The organism is Bradyrhizobium sp. 172 (assembly GCF_023101065.1).
Classification (GTDB): domain Bacteria; phylum Pseudomonadota; class Alphaproteobacteria; order Rhizobiales; family Xanthobacteraceae; genus Bradyrhizobium; species Bradyrhizobium canariense_D.
In genome coordinates this window covers 1,366,173-1,379,397 of record NZ_CP064701.1, presented here as the reverse complement: position 1 = coordinate 1,379,397, position 13,225 = coordinate 1,366,173, and the positions used below count along the sequence as shown (strand labels likewise).

General features: G+C 64.8%; 11 protein-coding genes. 8 read left to right on the top strand and 3 right to left on the bottom strand.

Going from position 1 to position 13,225, the window contains the following annotated elements; all coding sequences use genetic code 11:
• Positions 1 to 24 precede the first annotated feature (24 nt).
• A complete protein-coding gene (locus tag IVB07_RS06555; protein ID WP_018453688.1) occupies positions 25 to 1,290 on the top strand; it encodes a cytochrome P450 in 1,266 nt (421 codons plus the stop codon).
• Positions 1,291 to 1,383: 93 nt separating this feature from the next.
• A complete protein-coding gene (locus IVB07_RS06550) occupies positions 1,384 to 2,658 on the top strand; it encodes a cytochrome P450 (protein WP_018453687.1) in 1,275 nt (424 codons plus the stop codon).
• Positions 2,659 to 2,980: 322 nt separating this feature from the next.
• Here the strand turns inward: IVB07_RS06550 and IVB07_RS06545 are convergent, their stop codons facing one another.
• A complete protein-coding gene (locus tag IVB07_RS06545; protein ID WP_085349559.1) occupies positions 2,981 to 3,901 on the bottom strand; it encodes a LysR substrate-binding domain-containing protein in 921 nt (306 codons plus the stop codon).
• Positions 3,902 to 4,025: 124 nt separating this feature from the next.
• On the opposite strand from IVB07_RS06545, the gene IVB07_RS06540 reads away from it, so the two are divergent.
• From IVB07_RS06540 to mdlC, 4 genes are all read left to right on the top strand, one after another.
• Entirely contained in the window at positions 4,026 to 5,195 is a 1,170-nt protein-coding gene (locus IVB07_RS06540; RefSeq protein WP_018453685.1) for an acyl-CoA dehydrogenase family protein, read from the top strand.
• Positions 5,196 to 5,205: 10 nt separating this feature from the next.
• Complete coding sequence (locus IVB07_RS06535; RefSeq protein ID WP_026232572.1) at positions 5,206 to 6,309, top strand: CaiB/BaiF CoA-transferase family protein; 1,104 nt, start codon at positions 5,206 to 5,208, stop codon at positions 6,307 to 6,309.
• 15 nt (positions 6,310 to 6,324) lie between these two features.
• Positions 6,325 to 7,173 carry a MaoC family dehydratase N-terminal domain-containing protein gene (locus IVB07_RS06530; RefSeq protein ID WP_018453683.1) on the top strand — a complete coding sequence of 283 codons (849 nt, stop codon included), beginning with the start codon at positions 6,325 to 6,327 and terminating at the stop codon, positions 7,171 to 7,173.
• 138 nt (positions 7,174 to 7,311) lie between these two features.
• Positions 7,312 to 8,934 carry a benzoylformate decarboxylase gene (gene mdlC, locus IVB07_RS06525; protein WP_247296115.1) on the top strand — a complete coding sequence of 541 codons (1,623 nt, stop codon included), beginning with the start codon at positions 7,312 to 7,314 and terminating at the stop codon, positions 8,932 to 8,934.
• A 60-nt stretch (positions 8,935 to 8,994) separates the two neighbouring features.
• Here mdlC and IVB07_RS06520 read toward each other — a convergent pair whose 3' ends face one another.
• Both IVB07_RS06520 and IVB07_RS06515 read right to left on the bottom strand, forming a co-directional pair.
• On the bottom strand, positions 8,995 to 9,789 hold the full coding sequence (locus tag IVB07_RS06520) for an SDR family oxidoreductase (RefSeq protein ID WP_018453681.1): 795 nt from the start codon (positions 9,787 to 9,789) through the stop codon (positions 8,995 to 8,997).
• Positions 9,790 to 9,845: 56 nt separating this feature from the next.
• Positions 9,846 to 10,541: a hemolysin III family protein gene (locus IVB07_RS06515; RefSeq protein WP_018453680.1), complete on the bottom strand. Its 696-nt coding sequence runs from the start codon at positions 10,539 to 10,541 to the stop codon at positions 9,846 to 9,848.
• Between the two features lie 184 nt (positions 10,542 to 10,725).
• Here IVB07_RS06515 and IVB07_RS06510 point away from each other — a divergent pair, with 184 nt between their 5' ends.
• On the top strand, positions 10,726 to 12,195 hold the full coding sequence (locus IVB07_RS06510; protein ID WP_026232571.1) for a YcjX family protein: 1,470 nt from the start codon (positions 10,726 to 10,728) through the stop codon (positions 12,193 to 12,195).
• Positions 12,192 to 13,220 (top strand): TIGR01620 family protein, encoded by a 1,029-nt coding sequence (locus tag IVB07_RS06505; RefSeq protein ID WP_018453678.1) that lies wholly within the window; start codon positions 12,192 to 12,194, stop codon positions 13,218 to 13,220. Before IVB07_RS06510 ends, IVB07_RS06505 begins: the two co-directional genes overlap by 4 nt.
• The last annotated feature ends 5 nt before the right edge of the window (positions 13,221 to 13,225 follow it).

Genomic DNA, 13,225 nt, shown 5'->3' with positions numbered 1-13,225 from the left:
CGGTTGATGTCAGGGAGAGCGGTCATGCATGGGACCATCGAAAACGCGGCGAAGCTCGACGCGTTACGCGCACGCGCTACGTCACTGCCGCTGGAGCAGTTCGATCCGGGCGACCCAGAGCTGTTCAGGACCGATACGTTCTGGCCCTATTTCGATCGCCTGCGCCGCGAAGATCCCGTGCACTATTGCAAGGACTCGATGTTCGGGCCGTATTGGTCGGTGACGCGCTACAACGACATCATGGAGATCGAGACCAATCATTCGGTATTCTCCTCGGCCTCCTCGCTCGGCGGCATCACCATCCGCGACATCGATCCGGAACTGCGCCGCGAGAGCTTCATCTCGATGGACCCGCCGCGCCATGCGGCGCAGCGCAAGACCGTGGCGCCGATGTTCACGCCGACGCATCTGGACAATCTCGCGCTCAGCATCCGCCAGCGCTCGGCCGAGTGCCTGGACAATCTGCCCCGCGGCGAGGTGTTCGACTGGGTCGACCATGTCTCGATCGAGCTCACCACGCAGATGCTCGCGGTGCTGTTCGACTTTCCCTGGGAGGATCGCCGCAAGCTGACGCGCTGGTCGGACATCGCGACCACCATTCCCGGCCCCGACGGCCTCGTCGCCACCGAAGACGAGCGTCAGGCCGAGCTGACGGAATGCGCGGGCTATTTCACGCGACTGTGGAAGGAACGCATCGAACAGCCGCCGAAGAGCGACCTGTTGTCGATGATGGCGCATGGCGCCGCGACGCGCGACATGGACGCGAAGAACTTCCTCGGCAATCTCATCCTTCTGATCGTCGGCGGCAACGACACCACCCGCAACACCATGTCGGGCTCGCTCCACGCGCTGAGCCAGCACCCGGAGCAATATCGCAAGCTGCGCGAAAACCCAGCGCTTCTCGACAGCTTCGTGCCGGAAGTGATCCGCTGGCAGACGCCGCTGGCCCATATGCGGCGCACAGCGCTTGCGGACTTCGAGTTCCGCGGCAAGCAGATCAAGAAAGGTGACAAGGTCGTGATGTGGTACGTCTCGGGCAACCGCGACGCCGATGCGATCGAAAAGCCTTACGAATTCATCATTGACCGCGCGCGGCCGCGCACGCATCTCTCGTTCGGCTTCGGCATCCACCGCTGCGTCGGCTTGCGGCTTGCCGAACTCCAGCTCAAGATTATCTGGGAAGAGATCCTCAAGCGATTCGACCATATCGAGGTGGTCGGCGAACCCAAGCGGGTCTATTCGAGTTTCGTGAAGGGTCTTGAAACCTTGCCGGTGAAGATCGCGGCTTAGATTCGCAAAGATGAGTTCGACACGTCCACAAGGAAGCTGTGCCCCCTCTCCCGCACGCGGGAGAGGTCAAGCAAGCAACTGGAGCAAACCACCATGAACATCCAAGCGCCGGTTCAAGTGGACAAGGCCGAACGCATGCGCAGGGCGCGCGAGGAGGCCTATGCGACGCCGCTGGCGCAATTCCACCCGGGCGCGCCCAGGCTGTTCCAGGACGACACCCTGTGGCCGTGGTTCGAGCGGCTGCGCAAGGAAGAGCCGGTGCATTACTGCACCAATGCGCCGATCGAGCCGTATTGGTCGGTGGTGAAGTACAACGACATCATGCATGTCGACACCAATCACGGCCTGTTCTCCTCGGATTCAACGCTCGGCGGCATCGGGATCCGCGACGTGCCGGAAGGCTATGACTGGCCGAGCTTCATCGCCATGGACCAGCCGCGTCATTCGTCGCAGCGCAAGACGGTGTCGCCGATGTTCACGCCGACGCATCTGGACGAACTGGCAAAACTGATCCGCCAGCGCTCGCAGACCGTGCTCGACAATCTGCCGCGCAACGAGACCTTCAATTTCGTCGAGCGCGTCTCGATCGAGCTGACGACGCAGATGCTAGCCACCCTGTTCGACTTCCCCTGGGAAGAACGGCGCAAGCTGACGCGCTGGTCCGATGTCGCGACCGCGCTGCCCAAGAGCGGCATCGTGGCCTCGGCCGAAGAGCGCCGCCGCGAGATGGACGAATGCTACGCCTACATGTCCAAGCTCTGGAACGAGCGCGTCAACTCCGCGCCGCGCAACGACCTGCTGTCGCTGATGGCGCACAACGACGCCACGCGCTTCATGGACCCCGATAATCTCATGGGCAACATCATCCTGCTCATCGTCGGCGGCAACGACACCACGCGCAACACCATGACCGGCTCGGTGCTGGCATTGAACGAGAATCCGGAGCAGTACGACAGGCTGCGCGCCAACCCGGAACTGATCGATTCCATGGTGCCCGAAGTGATCCGCTGGCAGACCCCGCTCGCGCATATGCGGCGCACCGCGCTGCAGGACACTGAAGTTGGCGGCAAGCACATCAAGAAGGGCGACCGCGTCGTGATGTGGTACGTCTCCGGCAATCGCGACGAGGAGATGTTCGAAAAGCCGAACGAGTTCATCATCGACCGCCCGCGGCCGCGGACCCATCTCTCCTTCGGCTTCGGCATCCACCGCTGCGTCGGCATGCGCCTCGCCGAACTCCAGCTCAAGATCGTCTGGGAAGAGATGCTGAAGCGCTTCGACCGCATCGAGGTAGTCGGCGAGCCCAAGCGGATCTATTCGAGCTTCATCAAGGGGTACGAGTCGCTGCCGGTGAGGATTCCGGGGTAGAGTGCTCGCTATACGGCAGGTGTTTCTCAACCTCAGCTGTCATGCTCCGCGACCCGGCTACGCCAAGGCTTCGCCGGGCTGAGGTCCAGGGGCGCCGAAGCTTTAGCGTAGGCGGCAAGCGGGGCATCCAGTATGCCGCGGCTTCTCGGCTCAAGCACTGCGGGCTCTGGAATACTGGATTTGCCCACCTTCGCGGGCAATGACACGCGGGGGTGGATTGAGAGCGGGCGACTCCACCCCAGCTATAAAATTCCGGCATGACAGCTCGCGCAACATGCGATGGGTCGCATACGGCCTTCTGTCCTAAACCGCACCGCCACATCTAACTCAACTTGATGTCCCACACGCCGTCCTTGCGGCAGGCGGCGACTTCCTCGCGCAGGAGGGCGGTGACGGCAAGCGAGGCCGTCGAGACCGGACGGTCGATCGGAGAGGCGAATATGAGTTCGCGCGTCATCGGCTTCGAGACGACAGCCGTTTCCAGCCGCCCGTCCGCGACCTCGCCGTGGACCGACGAGGGCGGCAGCAGCGCGAAGCCGAGGCCTTCCTCGACGAGGCTCGTGAGCACGCGGAACGAATCCGCCTCGAGCTGGACGTTGAGCTTGATCTTGCGCTGGGCCGCCGCATGCTCGATCAGCGCACGGAGACCGTGGGAATGACTGGGCAGCACCAGCCGTTGCCGCAGCAGCCAGCCGACATCGACGCTCTTCTTGCGCGCGAGGCCACAACCGCGCGGACCAACCGCGACGATGTTGTCGCGCCCCAAGCTCTCCACGTTGAGATGCAGATCGGCGGAGCGGCCGTAGAGGATGGCGAGATCCATCTCGCCGCGATGCAGCCATTCGACGAGATGGCCGCTGTAGCTCTCGACGATGCGCAGCGAAATGCCGGGAAATTTTTCGACGCAGCGCCGCGCGAAGCGCGCCGACAGCACGCAGCTCACGGTCGGGACCAGGCCGAGCACGACCTGGCCCGATGGCGGCCCCTTGGACGACTGGATGTCGTCGCGGATCTGGTCGATCTGCCGCACGATACCGGAGGTGCGCGCCAGCAAGAGGCGGCCGGCATCCGTGAGCACCATGCCGCGGCCGTTGCGGGTGAACAATTCCGTGCGCAGCTCGTGTTCCAGGAGCTTGATCTGCCTGGAGAGCGCCGGCTGCGCCACGCGCAACGTATCGGACGCCTTGGAGAGGCTGCCGAGCTCCGCCACGCAACTGAAGGTCCTGAGCTGACGGAAATCCATGCTTGCCAATCCTGGAAGGCTACTCCATACGCTATAGCAAATGAGCATAGGGGGCTGGCAGTGTTTTCACAACGCCAGAGGATCGGCCGGCGTTATCTTAACTGCCGCACATACGGGAAACCCCATGAGTGAAGAACACCACACCGAAGATCACGCCGACATCCGCGAAGCCGTCGCAAAGCTCTGCGCGCAGTTTCCCGGCGAATACTGGCGCAAGCTCGACCGTGAGATGGCCTACCCGAAGGCCTTCGTCGACGCGCTGACCGAGGCCGGCTATCTCTCGGTGCTGATCCCCGAGGAATATGGCGGCGCGGGCTTGAAGCTTTCAGCGGCCGCGGCGATCCTCGAAGAGATCCAGCGCGCGGGCTGCAACGGCGGCGGCTGCCACGCCCAGATGTACACGATGGGCACCGTGCTGCGGCACGGCAATGACGAGCAGAAGGCAAAATATCTGCCGAAGGTCGCGAGCGGCGAATTACGGCTGCAGGCCTTCGGCGTCACCGAGCCGACCAGCGGCACCGACACCACTTCGCTGAAGACCTTCGCGCGCAAGGACGGCAACGCCGGCTACGTCGTCAACGGCCAGAAGATCTGGACCAGCCGCGCCGAACATTCCGACCTGATGCTCCTGCTGGCGCGCACCACGCCGAAGGACCAGGTCAAGAAGCGCACGGATGGACTTTCGGTGTTCATCGTCGACATGCGCGAGGCCAAGAACAAGGGCCTCGAGATCCGCCCGATCCGCACCATGATGAACCATGCCACCACCGAAGTGTTCTTTACCGACATGAAGGTGCCGGCGGAAAATCTGATCGGCGAAGAGGGCAAGGGCTTTCGCTACATCCTCTCCGGCATGAATGCCGAGCGCATTTTGATTGCTGCCGAATGCGTCGGCGACGCCAAATGGTTCATCGCCAAGGCCACCAGCTACGCCAAGGAGCGCAGCGTTTTCGGCCGGCCGATCGGCCAGAACCAAGGCATCCAGTTCCCGATCGCCAAGGCCTACGCCGCGATGCGCGCGGCCGAACTGATGGTGAAGGAAGCGACGCGCAAATACGAGGCCGGGCTCGACTGCGGCGCGGAGGCCAACATGGCCAAGATGCTCGCGGCCGATGCGTCGTGGGAAGCGGCGAATGCCTGCGTCCAGACCCATGGCGGCTTCGGCTTCGCCGAGGAGTACGACGTCGAGCGCAAATTCCGTGAGACGCGGCTCTATCAGGTCGCGCCGATCTCGACCAACCTCGTGCTGTCCTTCATCGCCGAGCACGTCCTCGGCATGCCCCGCTCGTACTGAGGCAGCCATCATGGGAGCACTTGACGGGATCAGGGTGATTGCGGTCGAGCAGGCGGTGGCGGCACCGTTCTGCTCGTCGCGGCTGGCGGATGCCGGCGCGGAAGTCATCAAGATCGAGCGGCCCGAGGGCGATTTTGCCCGCGGCTATGACGCGGCGGCCAAGGGCCAGAGCAGCTACTTCGTGTGGCTCAACCGCGGCAAGCAATCGGCGGTGGTCGATCTCGCCACCAGGGAAGGCTGCGCCGAACTGGAGCGACTGATCGCGAGCGCCGACGTGCTGATCCAGAATCTCAAGCCCGGCTCGATGGACAAGCTCGGCTTTTCGCGGGAGCGGCTCTTGAAGGATTATCCCAGGCTGATTTCATGCACGATCACCGGCTATGGCGACGACGGCCCCTATGCGCACCGCAAGGCCTATGATCTCCTGATCCAGGCCGAGAGCGGCCTTGCCTCGATCACCGGCAATCCCGACGGCGCCTCGCGCGTCGGCATGTCCATCGTCGACGTCGCGACCGGTGCCACCGCGCATGCGGCGATCCTGGAGGCGCTGATCGGGCGCGGACGCACCGGCAAGGGCGCCGACATCCGCATCTCTATGTTCGACGTGATGGCGGACTGGTGCACCGTGCCGCTGCTCAATTCCGAAGCCGGTAATCCGCCCAAGCGCATGGGGCTGCGCCATCCCTCGATCGCGCCCTATGGCGTGTTCACGTCTAGCGACGGCAAGGACATCCTGATTTCGATCCAAAGCGAGCGCGAGTGGAAGACGCTTTGCGCAAAAGTGCTGGACCAGCCCGATCTGCCCGCCGATCCGCGCGTGGCCAACATGGTCGAGCGCGTGCGCAACCGCGACTTCACCGACAAGACGGTCGCGGATGCCTTCGGCAAGATGACGCGCGATGAGCTATTGAAGCGGCTGTCCGAGGCCGACATCGCCTTTGCCGAGGTCAACACCATGGCGGACCTCACCAAGCATCCGCATCTGCGCCGCATCGAGGTGGACACGCCGCAGGGACGCGTCAGCTATCCCGCGCCGGCGCCGATCATTGTCGGCGAGACGCGCAGCTATGGTGCTGTACCGGCGATCGGCGAAAATCCCCAATCCAAGAAATAACAAGAGCGAGGCGTCATGACCGAGAAGCTCGACATCGATCATCTCAGGCAATGGATCGGCCGCAGCGAAGAGGCCACCGACACCGTCACCGCGCAGCTCGTGAAGGGCCTGCGTGCGACGCTGTTCCAGGAGGTCGGCGCGCCCAAGCCGGGCGACGCGGCGCCGTTCACGGTGCATTGGTGCTTGGCGCAGCCGGTGTTTCCGATGTCGATGCTCGGCCCCGACGGCCACCCCACCCGCGGCGGCTTCCTGCCTCCGGTGCCGCTGCCGCGCCGGATGTGGGCCGGCGGCGAGATCGAGTTCCTGCAGCCGCTGCGCGTCGGCGACGAATCGACGCGGAGCTCGCGCATCGCGGACGTACAGGTGAAGACCGGCTCGACCGGCACGCTGTGCTTCGTCTCGGTCGAGCACAGCATCTCCTCGCCGCGCGGCATCGCCATCCGCGAGCGGCAGGACATCGTCTATCGCGAGATGACGACGACGTCCGCGCCGGCAAAGGCGCCGCCTCCGCCGCCGAAGGCGCAGCATCGCCAGACGCATGTCTCCGATCCCGTGCTGCTGTTTCGTTATTCCGCGCTGACCTTCAACGGCCACCGCATCCATTACGACCGCGACTACGTCACCAAGGTCGAGGGATATCCGGGCCTGATCTTCCACGGGCCGTTGCAGGCAACCTTCATCATCGAGATGGCGGCGAAGCTGCGCGGCGGCAAGCCGCCGAAGAAGTTCACCTATCGCGGCCTCCAGCCGCTGTTCGAGGGCTCGGAGTTCTCCATCAACGCCAACGAGACCGCTGATGGCATGGAGCTGTGGACCGCGAACGCGGAGGGGCAGCCGACGATGAAGGGGACCGCGGTGTGGTGATGGTCTCTCCTCGTCATTGCGAGGAGCGAAGCGACGAAGCAATCCAGACTGTCGCCGCGGCGGCATTCTGGATTGCTTCGCTGCGCTCGCAATGACGGGTGAGGTAGCAGCGCCGATGGACAACAGGGAACGGCAACCATGGTGAAGAACGGCAAAGCCACAACCAAATCCGTCACCGTCAAGCAGGCGACGCTCGACCTGCTACGCTCCTTCGGCATCAAGAAGGTATTCGGCAATCCCGGCTCGACCGAGCTGCCGTTCCTGAGCGACTGGCCCGACGACATCGACTACGTGCTCGCGCTTCAGGAAGCCTCCGCCGTCGGCATGGCCGACGGCTATGCGCAGGCGACGCGCAATGCCGGCTTCGTCAATCTGCATTCGGCCGCCGGCGTCGGCAACGCGCTCGGCAACATCTATACCGCGCATCGCAACCAGACGCCGCTGGTGATCACCGCGGGCCAGCAGGCACGCTCGATCCTCCCCTTGCAGGCGTTCCTCTATGCCGAGCGTGCGTCCGAATTCCCGCGGCCTTATGTGAAGTACAGCGTGGAGCCGGCGCGGCCCGAGGACGTTCCGGCCGCCATCGCGCGCGCCTATTACACCGCGATGCAGCCGCCATGCGGGCCGACCTTCGTCTCGATCCCGGTCGACGACTGGGCGCATGCGGCCGCTCCCATCGAAGCACGCAAGGTCAGCCGCGAGATCGGGCCCGAAGCTGACGCGATGAAGGCGCTGGTCACCGCATTCAATTCAGCCAAGCACCCTGCCCTCGTCGTCGGCCCCGGCGTCGATCGCGCCGGCGCGGTCGACCTGATGGTGCGCGTGGCCGAGAAGGCCAGGGCCAGCGTCTGGGTCAGCCCGTTTTCGGCGCGCTGCTCGTTCCCGGAACGTCATCCCCAATTCGCGGGTTTCCTGCATGCCTCGCCGGCGCAATTGTCGGACGCGCTGCGCGAGCACGACCTCGTCGTCGTGATCGGCGCGCCGGTGTTCACCTTCCACGTCGAGGGCCATGCCGCGATCTTCGACGGCGGCGCGACGATCTTCCAGATCACCGATGACCCGGATGCCGCGGCGGTGACGCCGGTCGGCACCAGCATCATCGCGACGATGAAGCCGGCGCTCGCAATGCTGCTCGACCTCTTGCCGGAGAGCAAGCGCGCGGCACCGAAGGGGCGAACGCTGCCGCCGGCCCTGCTAGCCGGCGATCCGTTGCCGGTCGAATTCCTGCTGCATTCGCTGTCGCAGGCGATGCCGGACGGCGCGTCGCTGGTCGAGGAAATCCCCTCGCACCGGCCGGCCATGCAAAAGTTCATGCCGATGCGCGGCCAGGACAGTTTTTACACCATGGCGAGCGGAGGCCTCGGCTACTCGCTGCCGGCCGCGGTCGGCATGGCGCTCGGCAAGCCGACGAGCCGCACGGTGTGCCTGATCGGTGACGGCTCGGCGATGTATTCGATCCAGGCGCTGTGGACCGCCGCGCAGCGCAAGCTGCCGCTCACCATCATCGTCATCAACAATTCCGGCTACGGCGCGATGCGCTCGTTCAGCCAGGTGATGCAGGTGAGGAACGTGCCGGGACTCGAGTTGCCGGGGATCGATTTCGTGCGGCTGGCCGAGGGCATGGGCTGCCATGCGGTGCGGGTGAGCAAGGCGGCCGAACTGGGCGAGGCGCTCAAGCGCGGGATGGCATTCGAAGGGACGAGCCTGGTGGAGGTGGTCGTGGATTCGGCGGTGCCGGTGCTGTACGGGCAGAAGCATTGAGGGCCGACCGTCGTCCTGGCGAAAGCCAGGACGACACCGGAGGTCGTGGCAGGCCCCTTCCTACGTCCCGAAATCTTCCCGCATCTTAGCCTGGATCTTGGCCATGCCGCCGATCCAACGGTCGTAATTCTCGGTCTTCTTGCGCATGTAGCCGAGCACCTGCGGGTGCGGCAGGATCAGGAACGTCTCCTGATCGAGACCGGCGAGCACGTCCTTGGCGACCTGCTCGGGCGAGAGGTCGCCGTCGCCGGATTGCGGGCCTTTGGGGATCGAACGCAGCATGTTGGTGTCCACGCCCTGCGGGCAGAGGATCGAGACACGGATGTTGTGCGCCTTGTGCGAGATCGCGAGATTTTCGGCAAAGCCGACCGCGGCATGCTTGGTGGTGGAGTAAGCCGGGCTGCCGACCTGCGACAGCAGGCCGGCGGCCGAGATCGTGTTAAGGAAATAGCCGCCGCCGCGCGCCTTCATGCGCGGGATCAGATGCCGCGCCGCATAGACATGCGCCATGACGTGGATCGCCCAGCTGCGCTGCCAGGGCTCATCCGAGGCGCCGCCGGCATTGACCGACATCGGGTCGAAGCCGCCGCCGATGCCGGCATTGGAGCAGAACAATTCGATCGGGCCGAACTGACGCTCGGTCTCCTCGATGACGTGGGAAATATCCTTTTCCTGCGCGACATCGCATTTGAAGGCCGCGCCATCCACCGTGGCCGCGACCGCCCGCGCGTTGTCCGCGTCCATGTCGGCGACGACGACCTTGGCCGCACCCGCCTTGTGAAAGGCTTCGCACAGCGCCTTGCCGATGCCGTTGGCGCCGCCCGTGACGACCACGACCTTGCCGGTCACCTGCATGCGACGTCTCCTCTTGTCTTGTACCGTTTTGGCTTATTGCGCTTCGCGGAGCTTGCTCAGCTCAACACGAGGTCGAGCACCGCGGTATAATGGCACGCCGCGCCGGCCAAGACAAAGCCGTGCCAGATCGCATTCTGGAAGCGCAGCCGCCGCCAGGCATGAAAGATCACGCCGAAGCTGTAGAGCAGTCCACCCGCAAGGACGAAGCCCAGCACCAGCGCAGGCAGCGCCTTGACCACGGAATCGTAGAGCATGATGCCGCTCCAGCCCATCGCTAGGTAGATCCCGACCGCAACGCGGTCGAACCGGCCGGGGTAGAGAAGTTTCAGCACGATGCCGAGGAGCGCCACGCACCAGACGCCGGCGAGCAGCACCAGCGCGAACCCACTGTCCTTCACCTCCAGGATGAACGGCGTGTAGGTCGCCGCGATCAGGAGATAGATCGCCGAATGGTCGAAGCGCCGCAGCAGCCATTTGGCCGGCGAGACTGGCCACAGATTATAGGTCGCCGACAACACCAGCATCGAAAGCAGGCCGGCGACGTAGATCGAGACGCCGACGATGTCGGTCGCGTCGGCAAAGAGCACCGTCAGCACCACCAGCACGGTCGCGGCAATGATGCCGCAGAGCACGCCGATCGCGTGGATCACGCCGTCGGCGATCAACTCGGCGCGGTCGTAATGCCAGCCGACCGCGTCGGCGGCTGCGTGGACGGAGGAGGATGCGAGCTGTTTCAATTGGAAGACGGTCATGGCAATCCGCAAGGTGAGTTAATACCCTCTTGTATGGGTGTTTCGGGATCGGCGCGTCGTTCAAACGGCTGATTTGCCGACAAAGACGGTGGAAGTATGAAGCTTGATTTTCCTCAGGCAGTTGCCACTTTTGTGATTAGTCCTTTTTGCCTATCCGCCCTCGCCCGGGATTCCCAACGTTCATATGGCATTTAGTTTCCAGGATATGATCGAGGAGGCGCGCCTGTCGGCTCGGGCGCTGATCGACTACGGCGAGCATTTCTTCAATCCGACGGTACGATTGGGGGTTACCGGCCTGTCCCGGGCCGGCAAGACGGTGTTCATTACCGCGCTGATCCACGGCCTCACCCGTGGCGGCCGGTTTCCGGTGTTCGAGGCCTATTCATCCGGGCGGATCGCGCGGGCGCATCTGGCGCCGCAGCCGGACGACGCGGTGCCGCGCTTTGCCTATGAGAGCCATCTGCGCGCGCTGATCGAGGAGCGGCGCTGGCCGAACTCGACTGTCGACATCAGCGAGCTCAGGCTCGTCATCGACTACCAGCGCCAGAACGGCGCCGACCGCACGCTGACGCTCGACATCGTCGACTATCCCGGCGAGTGGCTGCTCGACCTGCCGCTGCTTCAGAAGAGTTTTGAGCAATGGTCGGCCGAAAGTCTCGCCTTGTCACGCGAGGCGCCGCGCGTCCATCTTGCCGCGGATTGGCACGCGCATCTCGCAACGCTCAAGCCCGAGGCGCGCGAGGACGAGCAGGCGACGCTGACGGCCGCAAAGCTCTTCAGGGGCTATTTGCAAGGCTGCCGCGACGAGCGGTTTGCGATGAGCCTGCTGCCGCCCGGCCGCTTCCTGATGCCGGGCAATCTCGCCGACACACCGGCGCTGACCTTTGCGCCGCTCGACGTACCCGCGGGTGGCCAGGCGCCGGAGGGATCGCTGTGGGCGATGATGGTGCGCCGCTATGAGGCCTACAAGGACGTCGTGGTGCGGCCGTTCTTCCGCGATCATTTTGCTCGGCTCGATCGCCAGATCGTACTGGCCGACGCGCTCGCCGCGTTCAACGCCGGCCCCGAAGCGCTGCACGATCTCGAAGCCGCACTCGCGGGCATTCTCGACTGCTTCAACATCGGCCGCAGCACATTCCTCTCCGGCCTGTTCCGGCCGCGGATCGACCGCGTGCTGTTCGCGGCGACCAAGGCGGATCATCTGCATCATTCCAGCCATGACCGGCTGGAGGCCGTGCTGCGCCGCGCGGTCACCCGCGCCGTTGCGCGCGCGGAAAATACCGGTGCGGCGATCGACGTCGTCGCGCTCGCCGCCGTCCGCGCCACGCGCGAGGCGCAGGTCGCGCATGGCCGTGACAAATTGCCGTCGATCTTGGGAACGCCCGCCGCGGGAGAAAGCGCCGGCGGCGAATTCTTCGACGGCAGCACCGAGGTGGCAACCTTTCCGGGCGACCTGCCCTTGGATCCCGAGCCGTTGTTCAACGGCACCGACGCATTCCGCGGCCTCTCGACCGAGGCCGCCGGGAAGAGCGATTTTCGCTTCCTGCGCTTCCGTCCGCCGAAGCTCGAACGTGAGGGGGCCGACCACCCGGCGCTGCCTCACATCCGCCTCGACCGTGCCTTGCAGTTCCTGATCGGAGACAAATTGTCATGAACGACCGATCGAAGCCACGGCGACCGGCGACGTTCCGGCTCGACGACCCCGGCGTCGTCGTCACCGAGGCCGACGAGACGACCCGGCTCGGCCGTACCACCATCCAGATCACGCCGGAGCCCGATCCGGCGAATTTGCCGGTGCCAATCGCAGCGACGCTTCCGGCGCGGCGCGGCTTTCCCTGGGGCCCAATGTTCTGGTCCGGCGTTGCCGGGCTGACGCTGCTCGGGGTCGGACTCGGCGTCGTCCGTCTGATCGAGGATCTGTTTGCGCGCAGCGACAGCCTCGGCTTCGTCGGAGTGGCCCTTGCCTTCATCACCGCGCTTGCGCTCGCGGTGGTGACCGGACGCGAGGCTTTCGGGCTGGCGCGGCTAGCAACCATCGAAAAGCTGCATCAGCGCGCAGCCGCTGTTCTTGCCAGCGACGATCGCAAGGAGAGCCGCATCATCGTGCAGGATCTGCTCAAGATAGCGCATCAGAACCCGCAGCTCGCGCGCGCCCGTGCCGCCCTGGAGAGCCACGCCGGCGAGATCATCGACGGCGCCGACATGATCCGGCTCGCCGAGCGCGAATTGATGTCGCCGCTGGACATCGAGGCGCGGCGGCTGGTGTCGTCAGCCGCGCAAAAAGTCTCAATCGTCACGGCGGTGAGCCCGCGAGCGGCGATCGACGTGATGTTTGTGTTCATCGTGTCGCTGCGCCTGATCCGCCAGCTCGCTTTCCTCTATGGCGGCCGGCCTGGCGCGCTGGGCATGATCCGCCTGCTCCGCCATGTCATCGCCCATCTCGCCATCACCGGCGGCATGGCGGCGAGCGACAGCCTGGTGCAGCAGATGCTCGGCCACGGCATTGCGGCGAAGCTGTCGCAGCGGCTGGGCGAAGGCATGCTGAATGGATTACTGACGGCGCGGCTCGGCCTCGCCGCAATCGACGTCACACGGCCGTTGCCGTTCGCCGCACTGCCGCCGCCGAAGCTGTCGGACCTCGCGACGGATCTGCTGCGGAAGAAGGACGAGGAAGAGTAGAACGC

Excerpts from the sequence above, each read along its gene's own strand:
- IVB07_RS06555 (WP_018453688.1), top strand. The coding sequence starts at position 25 with ATGCATGGGACCATCGAAAACGCGGCGAAGCTCGACGCGTTACGCGCA.
- IVB07_RS06550 (WP_018453687.1), top strand. The coding sequence starts at position 1,384 with ATGAACATCCAAGCGCCGGTTCAAGTGGACAAGGCCGAACGCATGCGC.
- IVB07_RS06545 (WP_085349559.1), bottom strand. The coding sequence starts at position 3,901 with ATGGATTTCCGTCAGCTCAGGACCTTCAGTTGCGTGGCGGAGCTCGGC.
- IVB07_RS06540 (WP_018453685.1), top strand. The coding sequence starts at position 4,026 with ATGAGTGAAGAACACCACACCGAAGATCACGCCGACATCCGCGAAGCC.
- IVB07_RS06535 (WP_026232572.1), top strand. The coding sequence starts at position 5,206 with ATGGGAGCACTTGACGGGATCAGGGTGATTGCGGTCGAGCAGGCGGTG.
- IVB07_RS06530 (WP_018453683.1), top strand. The coding sequence starts at position 6,325 with ATGACCGAGAAGCTCGACATCGATCATCTCAGGCAATGGATCGGCCGC.
- mdlC (WP_247296115.1), top strand. The coding sequence starts at position 7,312 with ATGGTGAAGAACGGCAAAGCCACAACCAAATCCGTCACCGTCAAGCAG.
- IVB07_RS06520 (WP_018453681.1), bottom strand. The coding sequence starts at position 9,789 with ATGCAGGTGACCGGCAAGGTCGTGGTCGTCACGGGCGGCGCCAACGGC.
- IVB07_RS06515 (WP_018453680.1), bottom strand. The coding sequence starts at position 10,541 with ATGACCGTCTTCCAATTGAAACAGCTCGCATCCTCCTCCGTCCACGCA.
- IVB07_RS06510 (WP_026232571.1), top strand. The coding sequence starts at position 10,726 with ATGGCATTTAGTTTCCAGGATATGATCGAGGAGGCGCGCCTGTCGGCT.
- IVB07_RS06505 (WP_018453678.1), top strand. The coding sequence starts at position 12,192 with ATGAACGACCGATCGAAGCCACGGCGACCGGCGACGTTCCGGCTCGAC.